The following is a 22077-nucleotide window of genomic DNA, read 5'->3' on the forward strand; positions in this document are numbered from 1 at the left end:
AGAATAACTCTTACAGCTGTTTTTATTTAAAAATTACTGGATAGCTATTACCACCAACCCACAACCGTGTAATATACATTTTCAGATTTAGCATACGCTAACGAAATATCTCTAGCCGCTTTCAAAGCTGCTTTTTCTGAGGCAACATCATCTTGGTAAACTTTCATTCTAAAATTCCATTCTCTTTTTTCATCAGAAAGAATTTTTGCTGCAATTTGATTTGAAAAAGCTTGAGCTTCTTTATAACAACTTGCATTTGGATCAATCATCGCTAAATATTCACTCGCATTTGTAGCGCCATATTGGTCTTGATTTCCTACCCAGCTTGTTTTTGCATTAGCTAAATAGCTTTTACATTCTTTATCAATTTGCTGTTTGTAAATCACTTTAGTAATTGGAACAGCTTTGTTATAACACTCTTTGCAAGCAACAGGAATTGAAGATAATTTGTATAAACCTGCGTCATATTGCCCTTTCATAGCATAAGCTTTTGCTTCAGCAATAATAGCATCGCATTTTTTATTGTAAAATTCAACAATTTTTAACTTGCCTTTATTTACAAAAGTCTGATACTGCGGATCATTTGTTTTTAAGTTTCGCAATGCAGCCATGTAAGCTTTGGTTTCATTTTCGCCAACTCCTTTTAATGTCACAGAATGAGAAGAAAACTTAATTCCTTCCATACCATCACCAATGTAAAGATTCACTTCTAGGGTGTAAGCTTGCATCGGCGGTGCAGTGGGTGTAATATTTTTAGACAGAACTACAATATTGGCTGTAATAATAAATCTAGAATCACCACCACTAACGCCCATTCCATTGGCAGTAACAATTTGTGAGAGTTTGTTTTCTAAATTATTTCTAGCTATTTCTGTTATTCCTTCCACTTGGTCAGAAACGTAAGACGTAAGCTCAATTAATGAAGCAGCGTCTGATTGATTGCTTTGCGCATTTACAAATGCAACACAAAACAAGAATACAGTTGAGATTATTTTTTTCATCGTATTGATTTTATAATTTATTTCTCTCCTACTACAATAGAAGCTTGTCCTAGACCTTTAGTCATTAATTTAGCCTCAATTTTGTACGTATCTTTTAAGTGCTTTTGAAGTCCTTTTGCCCAAGCTCTAGCATCGATAGCTTTACCACTTGCATCAAAAAGTGGAATTCGAACTTGCTCAAATAACATCATATTTTCTGTAGCATCTGTCGTGCTAAAACGTCCTTTTACGGTATTTTTTTGAACCCAATTTTCTATTTGCGTTCCCAATTCTTCTCCTGCATATTCCGTTTCAAAGTCATTTGGAAAAGCATCAAACTTTTTAATTCTCAAAGATATTTCTCTACCATTGGCAAATAAATCATCAAAATGACTCATTAATTGCACGTTGAAATTATCAATGTGTGACAACACAGCTGTCTCTAACATTACTGGCAACGTAGAACCTATTAATTCTTGTCCCGTACCAGATGCTCCAGCAACTTGTTTGTCTGTGTATGAATCTAATCCTTGAATATTAAATGTTACCGACTGTTTTGGTCCCATTTGATTTACATTCCAAAATATCTGCATTACGATATCCGCTTTTGCAACTTTTTTTAATTTATCAATTGGGCTTTCAACAATATTTGAACCTGTTTTTTTACTGGTAAGCATTGCGTCTTCAGCCGCTTCTCCGTCTAAAGATTTTAAAACTGATTCTAAGTTTTTTAAAGGAAATCCTCTCGACGCCATCAACTCATTGATTTTACTTATTACAATAAGTAATGCGGCATTTTCTTGTAATGCTCTCTTGTAATCTGGTACTTGTACATAAGTTCCTTGATTATCAAAATCGAGCATATATCCTCTTTGATTACACCAAACATCGCTAGGAACCACCATAATTGTTGGTTTCTTTGCTTGTGCGTTCACAGTTAGTACTGCGTTTAAAAATATTATTGTGATTAAAAGTATTTTTTTCATCATTATACGATTGTCATTATTATAAAATATAGATTGCTTTATTAAAGGGTATTAATTTTCAAACTAGAATCCACTAGATAGTGATTTAATAACACCGGCTTTCTCTAAATCTTTTCTTAGATTCGTAATATTTACCGCTACAATTACTCCAATTTTATATTCTTTACCCATTTTCATTCTGTCTTCAGCAGCAACAGCACCATCATTTGATAGAGAAACATATTTCATATAATCGCCACCATCTTTGAAAAACGGTTTAAAGAAATCTGCTTTTTCATCTTCTAAATTTAAATTATTCGCCAAAGGGCTTTGTCCAGGAACACCTGAAATTCCGGTAAAACCTTTAAAAATTATTCCATGAATTGCATTTTTTTTCGCTTGGTCAATAGCAACATCTGGTTTTTTAGAATACGACCAAACTTTAATTAGATAAGTACCTTGAACGCCAGTTTGCACAGCTTCAATTTCGTATCTCCAAGCAGCAGTATCTTTATCTGCTTTTCTTTGTTGCGCTACACTTAAAGTAGAAAAAGAAACTACTAAAAATAGAGTGATAATAAATTTGATATTTTTCATTAGAAAGGATTTAAAATTAACATAATTGAAAAAATCAAATAGAACTGTTTGAAAACCTTTAAACAGTTCTATTTGATTTCTGATTTTTAATAAAATTTAATTAATTTGTCTGATTAGCATTCCAGAGTAGAATTTTCCTCCTCCTTCAAACAAAGTAGCTTCTAATTCTTTTTTAGCCCCTTTGTTGTCTTCGTCTAAAAGACCCGCATTATATCTATTATCCCAAATATTATTTTTATCAACTTTTATAGTACCTTTCTTTTTGTACTCAATAATTCCCGTTTTAGGATCCATATTAGCTTCAAGCACCTCAAATTTTTCACCACCTTCTAATCCTTCTTTCATTCCTATTTTTGCACTTAAAGGACTAGCAGCATACAACGGAACTTTAGTTTTAAAAACATCATATTTCTTCTGTAATTTGGCATAAACATTATCAACGTTTCTCGTAACTGCTAAATCAATAATTTGATTTTCAGTTCTTTTTTCTGAAAGAGAAAAAGTAACTAAACTTGTGGCACTTTCGGAACCAATAAACTCTAATTGAAACAAGTCTGTAGTATCAAAATTTTTCTTTTTTGCTGCAGCGTTTGGTTCTTTAGCATCACTTAACCAATAATCTTGATAAAAAGTATTACTCGTAACATCGTCCCATTTTAACTTATATAAAAAAGAAGTAGTCCAAACCGAATATCCTTCTTTTGCAACATCATACGCTTTATCTGCAACAGCAACTGCTTTGTTACGCAACATAGCAACGCTAATTTTATCTGCAGCTGCATAAGCAGCAACTTTTGCGGCTCTAGCTACTGGTTCATTTTCGTAAAATTTCATTTTTGAAACTACAACAAATGTGTTGTTAAGTAATTCTAAACCTGCAGTTTGCAATAAAGCTTTCCCTTCAGCCGAAGCAGCTGCCGTTTTAACATCTGTAAAGGAAGCACTAAGAAGTCCTCTTTCGCTAATTAAATCGATATCAAAAGTACCATTGGCTTTTCTGTTAAACCATTTGGCAACCATTTTATTCGCAATTTTATTCGTTTTTAAATAATTTGCAACTACATCCATCATTTCTTTCTCAGATGCATCGTCTTTTGCAGCACCAAATTTTTTAGGATCAAAAGATTTCTCTCCAATGTTATGATTGTCATATTTATCAGGAAATGGTGCGCTGTAATATGCTTTTATAACTGCTTCTTTTTTTGGAAAATTCTCAGATTCTATTAAAATAGTATGCAAAGAACTTCTGCGATATTTAATATCTTTTAAATCTTTATTGGATTGGGCAAAATTGTTAAAACTGAACAATACCAAAACTAGTAAAAACACATTTTTAAGTTTCATAAAATTTATTTGATTCTTACTCTTTTGGATTTTCAGTTACTCCCCGTTTTTTTTGTGTTTTCTGGACTACACTTTTTAAAATATGATTTGTAAGAAATACCTATAATCAGTATAAAGCCTAATTAATTGATATTTGTTGTGTTAAATAAAATTATTAAGAATTTATTTAGAAAACAAAATTAGGAATTAGTTTGTTAAAAAAAAGAAAATGAACGAAAAATAATATAATTTGGGTATTTATGGATTGTTAAAAGTACTGTTGATTAACAAATCAAAAATGTAAATACTTTTTAAATAGTGGTTTAAGATTGCACTTGAAAAATTATATGCAACAAATAGAGTCATCAAAATAAGTGATTCCACTTTTAATCAAAAAATACTATCTTTACACATTAATCGTTTTAAGAACTTAAGTTGTGCCAGTCACAACACTATATATAAAATTATGGCATGTACAAGTTGTTCAACTTCTGATGGTGGTGCACCAAAGGGTTGTAAAAATAATGGGACTTGCGGCACCGACAGCTGCAACAAATTAACTGTTTTCGATTGGCTTTCTAATATGAGTTTACCTAACGGAGAGGCTCCTTTTGACTGTGTTGAAGTACGTTTTAAAAATGGGAGAAAAGAGTTTTATCGCAATACAGAGAAATTAACGTTGAGTATTGGCGATATTGTTGCCACAGTTGCTTCGCCAGGACATGACATAGGAATTGTAACCTTGACAGGCGAATTAGTAAAAATTCAAATGAAGAAAAAAGGAGTTAATCATTTAAGTAATGATGTTCCTAAAATATACAGAAAAGCATCACAGAAAGACATTGACATTTGGTCCGTTGCGCGCGATAAAGAAGAACCGATGAAGGTGAGAGCTCGTGAATTGGCGATTGCTCAAAAATTAGAAATGAAAATCTCAGATATTGAATTTCAAGGAGATGGATCAAAAGCTACTTTTTACTACACTGCTAATGATAGAATTGATTTTAGAGCATTAATTAAAGATTTTGCTAAAGAATTCAGCACTAGAATCGAAATGAAACAAGTAGGTTTTCGTCAGGAAGCAGCTCGTTTAGGAGGAATTGGTTCTTGTGGAAGAGAATTGTGTTGCTCTACTTGGTTAACCGATTTTAGAAGTGTAAATACCTCTGCAGCACGTTACCAACAATTATCGTTAAACCCACAAAAATTAGCGGGCCAATGCGGAAAATTAAAATGTTGTTTAAATTATGAGTTAGATACTTATATGGACGCATTGAAAGATTTTCCAGATTTTGAAACTAGACTTGTTACAGAAAAAGGCGATGCTATTTGTCAAAAACAAGATATTTTCAAGGGTTTAATGTGGTTTGCTTACACTAATAATTTTGCTAATTGGCATGTTTTAAAAATAGACCAAGTCAAAGAAATAGTTGCTGAAAACAAATTAAAAAATAAAGTTTCTTCATTAGAGGATTTTGCAATTGAAATAGTTGTTGAGGTGGAGAAAAATTTCAACAATGCTATGGGCCAAGAAAGTTTAACGCGTTTTGACCAACCTAAAGCAAAGAAAAAACCCAATAAAAAACGCAAAGTTGTAGGTGAAAATACTATTGTAGCTAATAACAAAAAACCGGCAAACAATACAAAACCAAACAATAATAAACCCGCAAACAATAACCGACCTGCTCCTGCTTCTGCAGAAAAAAAACCAGCAGAGCCAAGAAAACCTATAATTATTACTAAAAATGTGGATAAAAAATAGCGCTTTAATTCTTTTGGGTTCCATTCTCCTTTTTTCATGTGATAAAAAAAGAGTCTATGATGAATACAAATCTGTTGGAAATGCATGGGATAAGGACAGTATTGTAACTTTTAATTTACCAGAATTAGATTCAACAAAAAGATATAATTTATTTGTTAATTTAAGAGCAAACAATGACTATAAGTTCAACAATTTATTTCTAATTGTATCTCTAGAATTACCCAATGGTTTTACAAAAGTAGATACTTTAGAATACCAAATGGCTGATCCTGACGGAACATTATTGGGTAACGGTTTTTCGGATATTAAAGAAAGTAAACTTTTTTATAAAGAAAATGTAAGGTTTCGTTCCAAATACAAAGTACACATCAAACAAGCGGTTAGAGAGAACGGAAAAGTTCCAGGTGTTAAGGATTTAGATGGAATTACAGAAGTTGGTTTTAGAATTGAAAAAAAAGAATAATATAGTATTATGGCTATCAAAAAAAGCAGCAACTCAGCAAAAGGTAATGTAAAAGACATTGCGTATTATCAAAAGCAATTTTGGAAAATATTTTTCATAGGATTAGGAAGCGTCGCTTTGTTTTTCTTATTTGCTTCTTGGGGAATTTTTGGATCTATGCCTTCTTTTGAAGATCTAGAAAATCCAGACTCTAATTTGGCCACCGAGATAATCTCATCCGATGGCGTAGTGATTGGTAAATATTTTCAAAAAAACAGATCCCAGTTAAAATATTCTGACCTACCTAAAAACCTAGTTCAAGCTCTAGTAGCAACTGAAGATGCTCGTTTTTATGACCATTCCGGAATTGACGGAAGAGGAACTTTGAGAGCTATTTCTAGTTTAGGAACAAGCGGTGGAGCGAGTACATTGACTCAACAACTTGCCAAACAATTGTTTCATGGAGAAGGTTCTAAATTTTTACCTTTTAGAATTGTCCAAAAAATAAAAGAGTGGATTATTGCCATCCGATTAGAGAGACAATACACAAAAAATGAAATTATTGCCATGTATTGTAACGTATATGATTTTGGAAACAATTCAGTAGGTGTTAGCTCCGCAGCCAAAACCTATTTTTCAAAAGAGCCTAAAGACTTAACAATTGACGAATCGGCTATATTGGTGGGAATGTTTAAAAATTCTGGTCTTTATAACCCAATACGCAATCCACAAGGTGTAAAAAATCGTAGAAACGTGGTGCTTTTGCAAATGGAAAAAGGAGATATCATTACTGAAGCTCAAAAAGAAAAATTACAAAGTTTACCCATTAAATTAAACTTTAAATTAGAAACACATAAAGACGGGACCGCTACTTATTTTAGAGAATATCTAAGAGATTATATGAAGAAATGGACCGAAAAGAATAAAAAATCAGATGGTTCTGACTATGACATCTACAAAGATGGATTAAAAATATATACTACAATAGATTCTAGAATGCAATTGCATGCAGAAGAAGCTGTCTCTGCGCATATGGCAAACCTACAACAAGAATTTTTTAAACAATCAAAGGATAACAAAAACGCTCCTTTTGTTAATATCTCTGCTGCAGAGACCCAAAAAATACTAAATCAAGCCATGAAATCATCCAATAGATGGGCAGTAATGAAGTCTATGGATAAAAGCGAGGAAGAAATAATAAAATCTTTTAGTGAAAAAACGAAAATGACGGTCTTTTCTTGGAAAGGGGAAAGAGATACAATCATGACACCATTAGATTCTATTCGTTATTACAAACATTTTCTTCAATCTGGACTAATGGCAATGGAACCTCAAACTGGTAATATAAAAGCTTGGGTGGGTGGTATTAATTATAAATATTTTCAATACGATCACGTAGGTCAAGGGGCAAGACAAGTAGGTTCTACTTTTAAACCCTTTGTTTACGCTACTGCAATTGAACAATTGAACATGTCCCCTTGCGACTCAATCATTGATGGTCCATTTATTATTCGCAAAGGACGCCATCATGTCACTGAGGATTGGGAACCAAGAAATTCAGACAACAGGTACCGCGGAATGGTAACTTTAAAAAGAGGTTTGGCCAACTCCATCAATACAGTATCAGCCAAATTAATGGATAAAGTAGGTCCAGAAGCAGTTGTAGATTTGACACACAAATTAGGAGTAAAATCTGAAATACCTTTACAACCATCCATTGCGCTTGGAGCCGTTGAGATAACAGTTGAAGATATGGTTGCTGCATACAGTACTTTTGCTAATCAAGGAGTGTATATGAAACCACAATTTATATCTAAAATTGAGGATAAAAGTGGCGTTATCATCTACGAGCCAATACCAGAATCACATGATGTTTTAAATAAAGATATTGCTTATGCAGTTATCAAATTATTAGAAGGTGTTACAGAAGGTGGATCTGGAGATCGCTTGCGTACTACTGGTGGCGGAAGTGGTGACAATCGTTGGACAGGATATCCTTACCAATTTAAAAACCCTATTGCCGGGAAAACAGGAACCACGCAAAATCAATCTGATGGTTGGTTTATGGGAATGGTACCCAATCTAGTAACTGGAGTTTGGGTAGGTTGTGAAGATCGTTCTGCCCGTTTTAAAAGCATCACTTACGGACAAGGTGCGACAGCAGCATTACCGGTTTGGGGCTATTTTATGAAATTGTGTTATGCTGACCCTGAGCTAAAAGTTTCTAAAGCAGCTTTTGAAAGACCAGCAAATCTATCTATTAAAGTAGATTGCTATACCGCTAAAAAAGAAGTAGATTCAACTGATGTTGAACATGATACTAACGAATTTGAATTATAACGTTTTAGCTAAAAGCAAGTAGCTTATTTTTAATTAGAACAAAATATATAGCAATTTATCTTATGATCAATAAAAAAGTAAATAACGTTCAGGAAGCACTTCAAGGAATTGAAAACGGAATGACTATAATGTTAGGCGGTTTCGGATTGTGTGGTATTCCAGAAAATAGTATCGCTGAATTAGTAAAAAAAGAAACAAGCGAGTTAACATGTATTTCAAACAATGCAGGTGTTGATGATTTTGGACTTGGATTGCTTTTGCACAAGCGTCAAATAAAAAAGATGATTTCTTCATATGTAGGAGAAAATGCTGAGTTTGAACGTCAGATGCTTTCTGGAGAATTGGATGTCGAATTAACTCCACAAGGAACTTTAGCCGAAAAATGTCGTGCTGCCCAAGCTGGAATCCCCGCTTTTTTTACTCCTGCAGGTTTTGGAACAGAAGTAGCCGAAGGGAAAGAAACACGCGAATTCAACGGAAAAATGCACGTAATGGAAATGGCTTTCAAAGCTGATTTTGCTATTGTAAAAGCTTGGAAAGGTGACGAAGCTGGAAATCTTATTTTTAAAGGAACAGCTAGAAATTTTAATTCTTGTATGGCTGGTGCGGGTAAGATTACTATTGCCGAAGTAGAAGAATTATTACCAGTTGGTTCATTAGATCCTAATGAAATACACATTCCTGGAATCTTAGTTCAACGCATCTTTAAAGGAGAAAAATTCGAAAAAAGAATTGAGCAACGTACCGTAAGAATTAGAAAATAAGAAAAGCAGTGAATTAGATAATAAAAATCAATTATCTAATTTTCAAATTCACTAATTACACATCAAAAATATGGCTTTAGATAAAATAGATATTGCAAAAAGAATAGCAAAAGAAGTTAAAGATCGTTATTACGTGAACTTAGGAATCGGAATTCCTACGCTTGTAGCTAATTATGTTCCTGAAGGAATAAACGTTGAGTTTCAAAGTGAAAATGGTGTTTTGGGAATGGGACCATTCCCTTTTGAAGGCGAAGAAGATGCTGACATTATCAATGCTGGGAAACAAACGATCACCACTTTGCCTGGAGCTAGTTTTTTTGATTCTGCTTTTAGTTTTGGAATGATTCGCAGCCAAAAAGTAGATTTAACTATTCTTGGTGCTATGGAAGTAGCTGAAAATGGAGATATAGCCAACTGGAAAATCCCAGGGAAAATGGTAAAAGGAATGGGTGGCGCAATGGATTTAGTTGCTTCTGCCGAAAATATCATTGTAGCTATGATGCACGTAAATAAAGCGGGCGAATCAAAAATACTTAAAAGATGTACTTTGCCATTAACCGGCGTAGGTTGCGTTAAAAAAGTAGTAACTGAGTTAGCAGTTCTAGAAGTTACTCCAAAAGGATTTAAGCTCTTAGAACGCGCGCCAGGTGTTTCTGTAGAACATATCATAGCTTCTACTGAAGCAGAATTAATTATTGAAGGTGAAATTCCGGAAATGATTATCGATTAAATAAAACTCATTAAATTTAAAAGAGTCGGAATTTCTTTATTAGAAATTCCGACTCTTTTTTTATATCAATAATTTAAAGTTAACTTAATTTTTTAAGCTAAGTGTTATAAAGATCAAAATAATGATAACTATAAGGCCTAAGGTAGAATTATCCTCTTTGATCACCTCATCCATAGATTGGCTACCCTATAATAAATCCATTTAAAACTATTACCAACAAAATGAGCTATCAGTTTACTAAACAATCGCATATTAAGATTTTAAAAAAACCAAGTAGCTACAAAAATGGCAGTAATCACACAAATCACATCTACAAGAAGCATTGTTCCTAAAGCATAACGTGTATTTTTGATGTTTACGGAACCAAAATAGACTGCAATTACATAAAAGGTACTTTCGGCACTACACTGAAAAATACTACTTAACCTAGCTGTTAAGGAATCTGCTCCAAATGTATTCATAGAATCGATCAAAAAACCTCTTGAACCAGCAGAACTAAACGGACGCAATAGAGCAACTGGCAAAGCATCTGTAATTTGTTTATTTACTCCCATATTCGAAAAGAAAAAAGCAATACCATCACTAATAATTTCAAACAAACCACTGTTTCTAAATAACGAAATAGCAACTAACATCCCTAAAACATAAGGAAAAATAGTAACTCCAGTTTTCACACCATTATTAGCTCCTACTACAAAAGCGTCATAAACCGTAGTGTCTGCTTCAGCAAACTTTTTCTCATTGATAAATGAAAAAATTAAAGTAAAAGCAATAATACCCACTAAAATTAAAGCGGAAAGATTAGAAGTGAAATAATTTTTTCCAACTAAATCTAAGTGGCTTACATACATTAATAAACCAACGATTCCAGCGATCAAAGCCATTAAAACCGCAACCAAAGAAGCACTTTTGAAATTGATTTTTTGCTTAATTCCTACCAGTAAAAAAGCAGCAATTGTACCAATAAAAGAAGTAATAATACAAGGTAACATAACATCAGCAGGATTACTAGCATTTGCAGCAGCACGGTATCCAATAATTGAAGTTGCTATCAAAGTAAGTCCAGAGGCATGCAAACACATGAACATAATTTGGGCATCACTCGCTTTGTCTTTATCAGGGTTTATCTCTTGCAAACTTTCCATTGCCTTTAATCCAAATGGAGTTGCAGCAGAATCTAAGCCTAAGAAATTGGCAGCAAAGTTCAGCGTCATATACGATATTGAAGGGTGATTTTTAGGAATACTCGGAAATACTTTTACAAAAACGGGACTCAAAGCTTTGGCTAATTTTCCGGAGGCACCAGAGATAATCAAAAGCTCCATCAATCCGCAGAAAAAGGCTAAATAAGCAATCAATGGAATAATTAAATCGAGTAAAGTACTTTTACAGGTTGGCAATAATCCATCGGATTTCTGAACGCCGCTATAAATTTTTACGGTTTTATTTTTAAAAACATAAGTGGTATCTGCGTTGTTCGTATCGACATCTACGATCAAGGTTTGATCTGGTGCTTTCATGATACTGTCTTTGATGAAAGCAGGAAGTTGTTCTATGTACTTTTCCGACACTAGAATTGGATCATCTTTTTTGCCATTCAAAACATAATCAATAGTATAAGTATTTCCGATAAATAAACTAAAAACAACAAAAATAATTGATGAAATAAATATAACCAACCAAAATCTACTCAATACCATAATCTATAATTTTTGTAAATGTAATCAATCAATAACAATTGGCTGCATAGCTTTTAAACATGAATAATTTCTTCGTCGATAAGCAAATCCTCGCGTCGTAATCTTAAGAAAACTTGTGCTACCGCAATAGTGTCTTTTTCGCAATAGGTTACAATTCGATCAATATCTTTATCCACATAGAAAACATGACCTACTTGACTCCCATCGATATCCCCTTTTGGAGAAGGAATTCCTAGAATTTTAGTTAGCAATTTAAGGGAAGTATAATGTTTATAATCACCAAATTTCCACAATTCTAAGGTATCTAAATGTGGAATTTCCCAAGGTTTTTTTCCAAATAGATTCAACTTATTCGGAATGGCAATTTGATTGATGATCATGCGACGTGCCAAAAAAGGAATATCAAACTCTTTTGCATTATGACCGCATAAAACGTGTTGGGGTTGATTGAAGTGATTGTTAAGCAAATTATTAAAATCTAATAATAATTTCTTTTCATCACCAAAGAAAGAAGTCACTCTAAAATTACGAATATCTCCTTTGATAGTAAAATAACCGACCGAAATACAAATAATTTTACCAAACTCAGCCCAAATTCCAGCTCGGTCATAAAAATCTTCGGCTGTAAATTCATCTTTTCTCTGGTATTGCGTTTTCTGTTCCCACAGCTCTTTCATTTCAGAATCCAAACCATTAAAATCTTCGGCTTCGGGAACCGTTTCGATGTCAAGAAATAGAATATTATTGAGGTTTATTTTTTCAATCATCTTTTCATATTTGACCACAAATTACACAAATTTTCATAAACTAAAACAAGTAAAAATACTGATAAGTGAATAAAATATTACATTTGATCGAAAAGGCTTTGTTGATTAGTTGGGTTTTCGTGTTCTAACAACCATTTTTTGCGCCACAAACCACCGGCATATCCCGTTAAGGAACCATCAGATCCAATAACTCGGTGACAGGGAACGACAATCCAAAGCGGATTTTTTCCATTGGCAGAAGCCACAGCGCGAATAGCTTTAACATCACCCAAAATTTTTGACTGTTCTAAATAGGTTCTCGTTTTACCATAAGGAATCTGCAACAATCCTTTCCAGACTTTTTGTTGAAAATCGGTTCCTTTTGGATTTAATTTAAAATCAAAATCAGTTCTAATTCCCTCAAAATATTCGTTTAATTGATTTACAGCATTTTGCAATTCACTTGGAATCGTAACTGAAATCGTTCCTTGATCTTGAACAGAAATAGAGGAAACTCCGTTTTCATCTCCTATTATTTCTGCAATTCCCAATGGAGTTTTTATATAGGTGGTTTGATTCATAAAAAAAAACAATATTAATACATTACAACATTCTTACCATCCACCGCCTCCGCCGCCTCCGCCTCCGCCTCCAGAACTTCCTCCTCCAGAACTTCCACTGCTTGAACTTGTAGCTGTTGCATTATAAGTGTGATGAAAATTAACTAATAAACTGGTAGAATACATACCATTAGCATTTGGATTCTTTAACCAATTACAATTGTATTTTAATTTTTTTAGAACGAGATTAAATTTTTGATTCCATTCTTCTTGTATCCCTAAAGCAAATGCATAAGGAAGGTTTTCTTCATAACTATTTATAACGTCTAAAGTTGAAATTACATCGAAATTTAAAAGTTCATTTTTTAAATTTTCTGTCTCATGTTGCATTTTAATTCCCAAAGGGGTGTACCGTGTAATTAAACGCAAATAAATACTAAAACCGGTTATGATCAAAAAAAGAACCAAGGCGTTTAAAATTGAATAATCTTTGTCTACATTGTAAGCAAAGAATGAGGCATAGCAAAATACGGTTGGAAAAATAGCAAAAAAAGCAACAACTAAAGCAGTTCTAAATTCCTTTTTTGTTATTAATTTTAGAAATTCCTTTATAGATATAAAACTTAAAACCAAACAAATAAATCCAAAAATTGGCCAACCCAAAATTGTATTCTTTACATAATAACAATATCCAAAAAGAGTGATTGTTGTAATGATAAAACCCAATACAATTTGTTCTCCGTTAAATTGAAAGTAATTCTTTAAATTAATTTGGCTCTTTAATGACTCTTCCAACTCTTTTTCTGCAACATCAAAAGTCAAATAACTTTTAGAATTTATAACGAAAATCTCATTTTCTTTAAAAATATTTTCGAGAACACTATTTTCCTCTGGTGTGATAGCAGCTAAGGCTGTTTTTTTCTTTAAAAAATATTCAAATCCATCTTGCCAATTTTCTTTTCCATTAGTCTGAATTTGAATTGCTCCTTTGATAGAAAGACTAATTATTGTTGTTAAAAGCGTTGTACTATTTGAGCATCTTTCTTTAATGTATTGTAAAATTGTAGCAGAATATTTGCTCTTCAAATCAATTTCTTTATTCTTATCAGGATATAAAGCATCTTGACCATAAGTTTTCCAAGAAAAATAATAAAACAAGAAACAAATTACAACAGCAAATAGTCCTGTAGCTATTTTTTGTGGCGATAAAAACTCTTCCATTTTAAAATGCGGCAAAAATGCGGATTGATGAACAATTCCTTTTGGAAATCCAACTGCAATAGTAAAACCTTCTCCCTCTTTTAAGTCTTTAGATTTAAAAGAAACCGAGTTATTCTTTATCTCTGAATTACAATCACTATCGGTAGAACAAAGAATTCCTGTATAACAATGCGTTTGAAGAACAGTAGCAGTTTTAGGCAAAATTACTGTTGCAGAAATAGCACTTATGCTAAAATGCCAAAAGTTTCCAGTAACATTCCAATAAACCTCATCAAAATCAGTATAGGAATGAATTTGTGCCTCTACCGCATACGTTATTGTGTAGGTATATATTCCTTCCTTTAGAGAAACATCCTTATCACCTATATAAATAATGAATTTTTCATCATTTACACGGGTATGAAAAGGCTCTTTTGAACCATTTTTGGAGATATTTATAACTGTATAAAAATTATTTCTAGAAACTTTAGAGGAGTAGTTCTTCATAGGAAGTTCTCTAAATATACCATGATCAACCTGCAGGTTTGCAGCAACTATCTTTATGGTCTCAGTTACTATTATATTCCCATTTTCTTGAACTACAATATCTGCGTGAAATTGACTTATTTTTTCGATTTCATTTTCCTCTTCTAAGTTTAAATATTCTTCTTGCCCATAGGTTTTGTAAAAAGAACAGAAAAAAAAACTAATGAAAAATATAATTTGGAATGGCTTCATTATAAAAAGTAATTTAGAACTCAATGGTTAGAATAGTTTTAAAAAACTTCTAAAACAGAAAGATTGATTGTAAAGAAAACAAAAAAAACCACAAGAATTTCTAGTTCTTGTGGTTTGCTTTTATTTCTAAATTTTTATTAGCAACTAAAATTACTTTAAACTTGAATACACATAAGCTTCCAGTCCAGCTAATTCTTCATCAGACATCGCTTTTGTAATGGTAAAATTAGCTTTCATCACTTCGTATTGACTAGGATCTACAATTGGCTCTCCTTCTCCTTTTAAAAAGGTTACCATATTTGCATTTTTATCTTTGTAAATCTGTGCTATATCTTTAAGACTTGGTCCAACTAATTTCTTATCCATTAAATGACAAGTAACGCAATTCCCTTTTCCTTTAAAAATTTCTGCTCCTAAATCCGCTGGAGTTTGAACAACTTCTTCGGTTTTAACGGGATACAAAGGTTCTTTTTTTTCTTCTTCTTTTTTGCAAGAGGCGAATGCTAAAACAGCAAATAACAATAAGGTATTTTTCATAATGATTTATTTAATTACAGTTATTTAAAATTCAAGTAGGTACCAATCAATAAAAGATTGGCTGTATTTGACTCTATATCAAATATACTAAAAATATTCACAAATACCTTAATTTGAAATCTTTGACCTTATTCCTTTTTTAAAAGTATAGCAGCTTCTTTAGCAAAATATGTCGAAATTAAACTTGCTCCTGCTCTTTTAATACACATTAATTGCTCCATCATAATTTTGTCATGATCCAACCAACCTCTTTCAGCTGCTGCTTTGATCATCGCATATTCACCCGAAACATGAAAAACAGTAACTGGTACATTTACGGCATTCTTAACTTCTCGCACGATATCTAAATAAGCAATTCCTGGTTTTACCATAACCATATCAGCACCTTCTTCAACGTCCCACAAGGCTTCTTTTATCGCTTCTAAACGGTTTGAATAGTCCATTTGATACGTTTTTTTGTCTTTTGGAACAACTACGTCAGATTCGCGTGGCGCACTGTCTAAAGCGTCTCTAAATGGTCCGTAAAATGCCGAAGCATATTTAGCAGAATAACTCATGATCCCTACATTTTGAAATCCTGCAGCATCCAATCCTTGACGCAAACGCAATACACGTCCGTCCATCATATCTGATGGAGCCACAAAATCAGCTCCAGCTTGTGCATGAGAAACTGCCATTTTTACTAACGCTTCATTAGTGGAGTCATTTTCAATATCACCATTGGCAATTATTCCGTCATGGCCATAAATAGAATAGGGATCTAATGCCACATCGGGCATTACAATCATTTCCGGACAAGTGGCTTTAATTTCTTTGATGGCACGTTGCATTAATCCATCCGGATTCCATGCTTCTTTACCAGTATTGTCTTTTAAGCTTTCATCCACTTTTACGTAGATGTTTACCGCACGAATTCCTAAATCGAATAATTCTTTAACTTCTAACACCGTTAAGTCTACGGAACGACGAAAAATTCCAGGCATTGACGAAATTTCTACTTTGTAATTTTCACCTTCTGCGATGAACATTGGAAACATAAAATCGCTTGGACTTAATGTGGTTTCGCGCACTAAAGAACGAATGGATTCGTTGACGCGTAATCTTCTACCTCTTTGTAATGGGAACATAATTATTTATGATTTTAGATTAACGATTTTAGATTAACGATTTTAGATTTCATTACTTCTGAAATCTACTGTCGTTATTCATCAATCTGCAATCCAATTAACCGGATTTTCTAATACTTGTATTAATTTTTCTTCTTCGCTTCCTGGTTCTGGATGATGATCGTAAACCCATTGCACATGCGGTGGCAAACTCATCAAGATACTCTCGATTCTTCCGTTGGTTTTCAAACCAAATAAAGTGCCTTTATCGTGTACTAAATTGAACTCTACATAACGACCACGACGAATTTCTTGCCAAGTTTTCTGAGCTGCTGAATACGGCAAATTTTTTCTTTTTTCTACAATTGGAACATAAGCTTCTAGAAAACTATTCCCAACTTCTGAAACAAATTGGAACCAATTTTCCATTTTCATTTCCTCTGTCTCTTTGCAGTAATCAAAAAATAAGCCTCCAATTCCGCGAGCTTCAAAACGGTGTGCATTCCAGAAATAAGCATCACATTGCTTTTTATATTTTGGATAAAAATCTTGATTGTGTTTATCACAAGCCGTTTTACAAGTCTGATGAAAATGCGTTGCATCGTCTTCAAATAAGTAATAAGGCGTAAGATCTTGTCCGCCACCAAACCAACTGTTGATTACATTTCCAGCATCATCGTACATTTCGAAATAGCGCCAGTTTGCGTGAACTGTTGGTACCATTGGACTTTTGGGATGAATCACTAAGCTTAATCCGCAAGCAAAAAAATCGGCTTCACCTACATTAAAAAGTTTTTGCATACTATCCGGTAATTTTCCATGAACCGCAGAAATATTAACTCCGCCTTTTTCAAAAACGTTTCCGTTTTCTATTACACGAGTTCTTCCTCCACCGCCTTCTGGTCGTTCCCAAACATCTTCTCTAAATTTAGCTTCACCATCCACTGCTTCTAAACCTGCTACGATTTGATCTTGCAAGTTTTGTATGTATGCGTAAAATTTATTTTTCATTTGTCAATTCGTATAATTCCATGTCTAATGGAGTTTCATTGATTGGAGTAAACTCATTTTTTAATATTTTCTGCCAAATAAAACCATTGTTTAAAGCCACTTTTACACTTCCTAAATTTATTTTATGCGCGATAATCTGAAGTGTTTTCAAGTTTAATTCCTCAAAAGCATAATTAGAAATTACTTGAACCGCTTTAGTTGTCAATCGTTTTCCTGCCAGATTACCTCCAATACAGTAGGCTAATTCGCCCACTCTGTTTATCCAATCTATCTTTTTAATAATAATCAAACCTACGATCATTCCAGTATCTACTGCTCTAATAGCAAAAGTGAAATTAGTTCTCGCTTGAATTTCACTGTTTTTTATTTCAATGTATTGTTTTGTCTTTTCAAGTGTTGCATTACTCGAAAGCGTAACCGGAAAGAAAACTTCCAGTCTTTCTTTATTTTCAATCATAAACTGATGCAGTTGAACGGCATCAACTTGTTTTAACGTATCAAGTAAGAAGTTTTCTCTAATTATCATTGGTTACAAATTGGCTTTTGCCAAAGCTATTTTATTAAAAATTCCAAACGAAAAGGTTTTACTCTCCGATTGAACTTGCTCGTAAATGGCAATTGCTTTTGCTGTTAATTCAAACGGATTGTCTTTTGAAAAAGCAATTAAAAAATCGGCAAATTGTTCTTGCTGAATAAAATCTAAATGCAATTTGCGCAACAATTCGATTAATTCATTTTGATCCATGTCAATCAAAACCTGCGTGGATAATCCGAAATCCTTTAAATTTTCATCCATAAGACTCGTGTCATCAAGATTCCAAAACTTTGGTACAAAAACAAAAGAAAGCAAAGTCTTTAGTACATTGTCTATTCGTTGGCTTTCCTTATCTCTTAATCCTTTGTTTAGCATTTCTACACTATTTTACTCTTATGCAATGTTTTAGAACCTTATTAGAATAATTTGCAAACTTCAATCCTCTCTTAAATACCTACAAGGTTAAAAAAAACCTTGTAGGATATCCAACATTCTTATATTCTAGATTTGTTACCTTTTAAAAAACTTAAAGAAAATCAGAATCTATTCAAAAGTATATTTTTCAGTCAACAAATCATTTTTTTGATTGTGAAAAAAAATGAAATTCTCTATTTCTCCAAACAAATTCAAAACCTCTTCTCTTTCTAATTTCGTTTCTTTTTGAGATAAAAAGGATTGATATGAAGAGTATTTATACTCTTCAAACTTTAAATCCAAATGATGCTTTGGGTTTAAATGTACGTAAACAATTAATTGCTTTAAATACTGTTCATCTTCCAGTCTAATTCTCTTGAAATGTTTTTCAAAAAGACTTCCTGTCCTATCATTTTCTTTGTTAATTGATTTAGCATAAGAATTAAAAAAATTAGAAAAAGCCTGCGTTACCTCTTTTCCATTATCATTTAATCTAACTATCAAATGATAATGATTATCCATTAAACAATAGCCAAATATTGAAATCTTGTCCTCGAGATACTTACCCAATTGTCTTAGAAAGAAATTTTTATTTTCTTCATTAAAAAAAATAATTCCCCCATTTATACCTCTGTTATAAATGTGATAATAATTATCTTTTTCTAAAACTTCTAGCTCCACTATTCACATTATTTTAAGTTTCCTGCAAAGTTTCCAAAACCTTATAGGTATGATTTATAAATGATAGTATTCAAGTATACCTACAAGGTTAAAAAAAACCTTGCAGGATTGAAAACTTAATTAACTTACTACAACTTTTAATTTCCTGCAAGGTTTACAAAGCCTTGTAGGTATGATTTATAAATAATAGTATTCAGACATACCTACAAGGTTAAAAAAAACCTTGCAGGATTGAAAACTTAATTAACTTACTACAACTTTTAATTTCCTGCAAGGTTTACAAAACCTTGTAGGTATGATTTATAAATAATAGTATTCAAAAGACACCTACAAGGTTAAAAAAAACCTTGCAGGATTGAAAACTTAATTAACTTACTTCAACTTTTAATTTCCTGCAAGGTTTACAAAACCTTGTAGGTATGATTTATAAATAATAGTATTCAAATATACCTACAAGGTTAAAAAAAACCTTGTAGGATAAATGGATTTACTGGTTGTATTCTTTAACTGCATCGATAAACGCTTTTGCGTGATCAACAGGAATATTTGGTAAAATTCCGTGACCTAAGTTCACGATATATTTATCTTTACCGAATTCGTCAATCATTTCGTGTACCATTTTCTTGATCACTGGAATTGGAGACAATAATCGTGATGGATCAAAATTACCTTGTAAAGTGATGTTTCCACCGGATAAATAACGTGCGTTTCTTGGAGAACAAGTCCAGTCTACTCCTAATGCAGAAGCTCTACTTTTTCCCATTTCGCCAAGAGCGAACCAACATCCTTTTCCGAAAACAATCACCGGTGCGTCATCAGCTAAAGCTTCAACAATTTGGTTGATGTATTTCCAAGAAAATTCTTGATAGTCAACAGGAGATAACATTCCACCCCAAGAGTCAAAAACTTGAACGGCATTTACTCCCGCTTTTACTTTTTCTTTTAGGTATAAAATAGTGGTATCGGTAATTTTTTGTAATAAAACATGCGCTGCTTCTGGATACTGAAAACAAAATCCTTTTGCTTTATCAAAACTTTTAGAACCTTGTCCTTCTACTGCATAACACATAATAGTCCACGGTGAACCTGCAAAACCGATCAATGGAACCTCATCATTCAACATTTCCTTAGTCAATTTGATCGCATCCATTACATATCCTAACGTTTCTTGAATATCCGGAACGATAACGCGTTCTACATCTTGAATCGTACGAATTGGATTTGGTACAAACGGACCAAAATTTTCTTTCATAATCACTTCAAGTCCCATTGCTTGTGGTACAACCAAAATATCTGAAAATAAAATAGCAGCATCTGGAGCTATTCTACGAATAGGTTGCACAGTGATTTCGGCAGCGATTTCTGGAGTTCTACAACGAGTAAAGAAATCGTATTTATCACGCAGTGCAATAAATTCTGGCAAATACCTTCCTGCCTGGCGCATCATCCAAACTGGCGGACGTTGTACTGTTTCTCCTTTTAGTGCTCTTAAAAATAGGTCGTTCTTAATCATAATTTTATTGTCTTAAAGCGTTTTCATTATTTTGTGTTGTTCCTAAGTTAATCTTACGAACAAAATTTATCTATATTCTGCAATTACTTCTTCAATCACATCCTCAATTGTGGGTTGAGGCGCAACAATTACATTTTTTGTAATTCCTTCTAATGCGCTGGAAGTTGTTGTTCCAATGCAAAAACAAGTTTCATTTTTAATAGTATTCTCTTTTAAATAACTTTCAATTCCAGAAGGGCTAAAGAATAAAATGGCTTCTACCGGTGTTTTTATTTTTTCAGGTGTCAATGTAGTTTCGTAAACTTGAATTTCATTGAACTTAATTTTGGCCTCTTTCAAAGCTTTTGGCAAAGTCTCTCTTCTTAAGTTTCCACTAAAAAAAGTATAGCTTTCACTTGAATAAATCAAAGTGATTATTTCGGCAAGATCTTCGGCATAACCAGTATAGGCTATTACATTGAAACCGCTTTCGGAAAGCATAATTTTTGTCTTTAATCCCACACAAAAGACATTCTTTGTTTTTAAATCCTCAGATTTTGGATCTAATAAGAAACTTTGAACCGCATTTTGACTAGTGAAAATTAAATTATCATTTATCTCACTTAGTTGAAATGGCTGACTTTGGGTTTTAATAAAATCAACTTCAAGAACATTGAAATTAGCCTTTATTAATGCTTGTTTTTGCTCGTGCAAAAGTATTTTTGTAGATAGTATCTGAATCATTATTAACTTCTTATTTGGTATTCTTCTTGTCCTAAACAGTAGGTTTCTATATCTTTATTATAACCATAAACGACTAAAATATCATTTTCTAATATTACGGTTTGTGGCGATGGGCGACCGATTGACTCTTTTATGATCGATTTTTTTCCTATTAGATTTTTCTTTTCACGTTTGCGAATAATCGTAATCAAAGTTAAGCGATATTTATCGATACTATCTAAAGCAGCCAATGTTTTACCATAGAATTCGGGTTTGGCTTTTACTTCAGAAATAGTATAATTATCATCTAATTGATAATTTTCTAAAGTGGATTTAAAATTAATTTGCTTGGTTAGTCTATCGGCAGATTCTTGTTCTGGATGCACAATGCTATGAATTCCCATTGCTTCAAGAACCGTATCGTGAATCGGTGACAACGCTCTACTGATAATCTTTACATCACTTAATTTTTTAATAATAGCCGTAGTAATAATGGCCGCTCCTTCATTTTCTCCAATAGCAACTACTACTTTGTCAGCATCTTTTAAGGGCAATGCTTCATAGGATAATTCATTGGTAGAATCCATAGCAATTGCATGAGAAATTTTATCCTTTACTAAATTGACTTTTTCTATATTTTTGTCAACACCAATCACTTCATTTCCAGTTTCTGTCAGGCTAATTGCCAGCGACATCCCGAAGTTTCCTAAACCAAATACGATTATTTTCAT

The 22077-nt window shown here is 32.9% G+C and carries 22 protein-coding genes; 5 read left to right on the forward strand and 17 right to left on the reverse strand.

The genetic code is table 11. The annotated features are described in order from the left end of the window. Positions 1–47: 47 nt before the first annotated feature. The 4 genes from H2650_RS02630 to H2650_RS02645 all read right to left on the reverse strand — a co-directional run bounded on the left by H2650_RS02630 (position 48) and on the right by H2650_RS02645 (position 3886). Positions 48–1001, reverse strand: a complete 954-nt coding sequence (locus H2650_RS02630) for a hypothetical protein (protein WP_188049202.1) — start codon at positions 999–1001, stop codon at positions 48–50. A 17-nt stretch (positions 1002–1018) separates the two neighbouring features. Further along, on the reverse strand, positions 1019–1966 hold the full coding sequence (locus H2650_RS02635) for a DUF6175 family protein (protein ID WP_188049203.1): 948 nt from the start codon (positions 1964–1966) through the stop codon (positions 1019–1021). Positions 1967–2029: 63 nt separating this feature from the next. After that, complete coding sequence (locus tag H2650_RS02640) at positions 2030–2542, reverse strand: hypothetical protein (protein ID WP_188049204.1); 513 nt, start codon at positions 2540–2542, stop codon at positions 2030–2032. A 96-nt stretch (positions 2543–2638) separates the two neighbouring features. Then, positions 2639–3886, reverse strand: coding sequence for a hypothetical protein (locus tag H2650_RS02645; RefSeq protein ID WP_188049205.1), 1248 nt, complete (start codon positions 3884–3886; stop codon positions 2639–2641). A 445-nt stretch (positions 3887–4331) separates the two neighbouring features. Between H2650_RS02645 and H2650_RS02650 the strand changes: the two genes are divergently transcribed. The 5 genes from H2650_RS02650 (at position 4332) to H2650_RS02670 (ending at position 9903) form a co-directional block, all read left to right on the forward strand. Beyond that, complete coding sequence (locus H2650_RS02650; RefSeq protein ID WP_188049206.1) at positions 4332–5627, forward strand: regulatory iron-sulfur-containing complex subunit RicT; 1296 nt, start codon at positions 4332–4334, stop codon at positions 5625–5627. Next, on the forward strand, positions 5611–6090 hold the full coding sequence (locus tag H2650_RS02655; protein ID WP_188049207.1) for a gliding motility lipoprotein GldH: 480 nt from the start codon (positions 5611–5613) through the stop codon (positions 6088–6090). The genes H2650_RS02650 and H2650_RS02655 overlap by 17 nt, the downstream gene beginning before the upstream one ends. Positions 6091–6099: 9 nt before the next feature. Further along, positions 6100–8409 carry a penicillin-binding protein 1A gene (locus H2650_RS02660; RefSeq protein WP_188049208.1) on the forward strand — a complete coding sequence of 770 codons (2310 nt, stop codon included), beginning with the start codon at positions 6100–6102 and terminating at the stop codon, positions 8407–8409. 62 nt (positions 8410–8471) lie between these two features. Further along, positions 8472–9173 (forward strand): CoA transferase subunit A, encoded by a 702-nt coding sequence (locus H2650_RS02665; protein ID WP_188049209.1) that lies wholly within the window; start codon positions 8472–8474, stop codon positions 9171–9173. A gap of 70 nt (positions 9174–9243) precedes the next feature. After that, a complete protein-coding gene (locus tag H2650_RS02670; RefSeq protein WP_188049210.1) occupies positions 9244–9903 on the forward strand; it encodes a CoA transferase subunit B in 660 nt (219 codons plus the stop codon). 260 nt (positions 9904–10163) lie between these two features. Here H2650_RS02670 and H2650_RS02675 read toward each other — a convergent pair whose 3' ends face one another. The 13 genes from H2650_RS02675 to H2650_RS02735 form a co-directional block, all read right to left on the reverse strand. Further along, positions 10164–11603 carry a nucleoside recognition domain-containing protein gene (locus tag H2650_RS02675; RefSeq protein WP_188049211.1) on the reverse strand — a complete coding sequence of 480 codons (1440 nt, stop codon included), beginning with the start codon at positions 11601–11603 and terminating at the stop codon, positions 10164–10166. 53 nt (positions 11604–11656) lie between these two features. Continuing rightward, positions 11657–12370, reverse strand: a complete 714-nt coding sequence (locus tag H2650_RS02680; RefSeq protein ID WP_188049212.1) for a 3'-5' exonuclease — start codon at positions 12368–12370, stop codon at positions 11657–11659. Between the two features lie 77 nt (positions 12371–12447). Then, complete coding sequence (locus tag H2650_RS02685) at positions 12448–12930, reverse strand: methylated-DNA--[protein]-cysteine S-methyltransferase (RefSeq protein WP_188049213.1); 483 nt, start codon at positions 12928–12930, stop codon at positions 12448–12450. Between the two features lie 33 nt (positions 12931–12963). Next, the gene (locus tag H2650_RS02690; RefSeq protein WP_188049214.1) at positions 12964–14847 is read right to left on the reverse strand and encodes a DUF2207 domain-containing protein; all 1884 of its coding nucleotides are present in this window, start codon (positions 14845–14847) and stop codon (positions 12964–12966) included. A 150-nt stretch (positions 14848–14997) separates the two neighbouring features. Then, a complete protein-coding gene (locus H2650_RS02695) occupies positions 14998–15384 on the reverse strand; it encodes a c-type cytochrome (protein WP_188049215.1) in 387 nt (128 codons plus the stop codon). A gap of 128 nt (positions 15385–15512) precedes the next feature. Then, entirely contained in the window at positions 15513–16511 is a 999-nt protein-coding gene (hemB, locus tag H2650_RS02700; protein ID WP_188049216.1) for a porphobilinogen synthase, read from the reverse strand. An 81-nt stretch (positions 16512–16592) separates the two neighbouring features. Then, a complete protein-coding gene (gene hemF / locus H2650_RS02705; RefSeq protein ID WP_188049217.1) occupies positions 16593–17501 on the reverse strand; it encodes an oxygen-dependent coproporphyrinogen oxidase in 909 nt (302 codons plus the stop codon). Beyond that, positions 17491–18027: a GNAT family N-acetyltransferase gene (locus H2650_RS02710; protein WP_188049218.1), complete on the reverse strand. Its 537-nt coding sequence runs from the start codon at positions 18025–18027 to the stop codon at positions 17491–17493. Before H2650_RS02710 ends, hemF begins: the two co-directional genes overlap by 11 nt. Positions 18028–18030: 3 nt before the next feature. Then, a complete protein-coding gene (locus H2650_RS02715; RefSeq protein WP_188049219.1) occupies positions 18031–18411 on the reverse strand; it encodes a hypothetical protein in 381 nt (126 codons plus the stop codon). Between the two features lie 168 nt (positions 18412–18579). Next, positions 18580–19131, reverse strand: a complete 552-nt coding sequence (locus H2650_RS02720) for a transposase (RefSeq protein WP_188049220.1) — start codon at positions 19129–19131, stop codon at positions 18580–18582. A 487-nt stretch (positions 19132–19618) separates the two neighbouring features. Continuing rightward, positions 19619–20644, reverse strand: a complete 1026-nt coding sequence (gene hemE / locus H2650_RS02725; RefSeq protein ID WP_188049221.1) for a uroporphyrinogen decarboxylase — start codon at positions 20642–20644, stop codon at positions 19619–19621. A 66-nt stretch (positions 20645–20710) separates the two neighbouring features. Next, complete coding sequence (locus H2650_RS02730; RefSeq protein WP_188049222.1) at positions 20711–21367, reverse strand: uroporphyrinogen-III synthase; 657 nt, start codon at positions 21365–21367, stop codon at positions 20711–20713. Positions 21368–21369: 2 nt separating this feature from the next. After that, entirely contained in the window at positions 21370–22077 is a 708-nt protein-coding gene (locus H2650_RS02735) for a TrkA family potassium uptake protein (protein WP_188049223.1), read from the reverse strand.

This window comes from Flavobacterium sp. GP15 (genome assembly GCF_014281985.1).
GTDB lineage: Bacteria > Bacteroidota > Bacteroidia > Flavobacteriales > Flavobacteriaceae > Flavobacterium > Flavobacterium pygoscelis.

Excerpts from the sequence above, each read along its gene's own strand:
- H2650_RS02630 (WP_188049202.1), bottom strand. The coding sequence starts at position 1,001 with ATGAAAAAAATAATCTCAACTGTATTCTTGTTTTGTGTTGCATTTGTA.
- H2650_RS02635 (WP_188049203.1), bottom strand. The coding sequence starts at position 1,966 with ATGAAAAAAATACTTTTAATCACAATAATATTTTTAAACGCAGTACTA.
- H2650_RS02640 (WP_188049204.1), bottom strand. The coding sequence starts at position 2,542 with ATGAAAAATATCAAATTTATTATCACTCTATTTTTAGTAGTTTCTTTT.
- H2650_RS02645 (WP_188049205.1), bottom strand. The coding sequence starts at position 3,886 with ATGAAACTTAAAAATGTGTTTTTACTAGTTTTGGTATTGTTCAGTTTT.
- H2650_RS02650 (WP_188049206.1), top strand. The coding sequence starts at position 4,332 with ATGGCATGTACAAGTTGTTCAACTTCTGATGGTGGTGCACCAAAGGGT.
- H2650_RS02655 (WP_188049207.1), top strand. The coding sequence starts at position 5,611 with ATGTGGATAAAAAATAGCGCTTTAATTCTTTTGGGTTCCATTCTCCTT.
- H2650_RS02660 (WP_188049208.1), top strand. The coding sequence starts at position 6,100 with ATGGCTATCAAAAAAAGCAGCAACTCAGCAAAAGGTAATGTAAAAGAC.
- H2650_RS02665 (WP_188049209.1), top strand. The coding sequence starts at position 8,472 with ATGATCAATAAAAAAGTAAATAACGTTCAGGAAGCACTTCAAGGAATT.
- H2650_RS02670 (WP_188049210.1), top strand. The coding sequence starts at position 9,244 with ATGGCTTTAGATAAAATAGATATTGCAAAAAGAATAGCAAAAGAAGTT.
- H2650_RS02675 (WP_188049211.1), bottom strand. The coding sequence starts at position 11,603 with ATGGTATTGAGTAGATTTTGGTTGGTTATATTTATTTCATCAATTATT.
- H2650_RS02680 (WP_188049212.1), bottom strand. The coding sequence starts at position 12,370 with ATGATTGAAAAAATAAACCTCAATAATATTCTATTTCTTGACATCGAA.
- H2650_RS02685 (WP_188049213.1), bottom strand. The coding sequence starts at position 12,930 with ATGAATCAAACCACCTATATAAAAACTCCATTGGGAATTGCAGAAATA.
- H2650_RS02690 (WP_188049214.1), bottom strand. The coding sequence starts at position 14,847 with ATGAAGCCATTCCAAATTATATTTTTCATTAGTTTTTTTTTCTGTTCT.
- H2650_RS02695 (WP_188049215.1), bottom strand. The coding sequence starts at position 15,384 with ATGAAAAATACCTTATTGTTATTTGCTGTTTTAGCATTCGCCTCTTGC.
- hemB (WP_188049216.1), bottom strand. The coding sequence starts at position 16,511 with ATGTTCCCATTACAAAGAGGTAGAAGATTACGCGTCAACGAATCCATT.
- hemF (WP_188049217.1), bottom strand. The coding sequence starts at position 17,501 with ATGAAAAATAAATTTTACGCATACATACAAAACTTGCAAGATCAAATC.
- H2650_RS02710 (WP_188049218.1), bottom strand. The coding sequence starts at position 18,027 with ATGATAATTAGAGAAAACTTCTTACTTGATACGTTAAAACAAGTTGAT.
- H2650_RS02715 (WP_188049219.1), bottom strand. The coding sequence starts at position 18,411 with ATGCTAAACAAAGGATTAAGAGATAAGGAAAGCCAACGAATAGACAAT.
- hemE (WP_188049221.1), bottom strand. The coding sequence starts at position 20,644 with ATGATTAAGAACGACCTATTTTTAAGAGCACTAAAAGGAGAAACAGTA.
- H2650_RS02730 (WP_188049222.1), bottom strand. The coding sequence starts at position 21,367 with ATGATTCAGATACTATCTACAAAAATACTTTTGCACGAGCAAAAACAA.
- H2650_RS02735 (WP_188049223.1), bottom strand. The coding sequence starts at position 22,077 with ATGAAAATAATCGTATTTGGTTTAGGAAACTTCGGGATGTCGCTGGCA.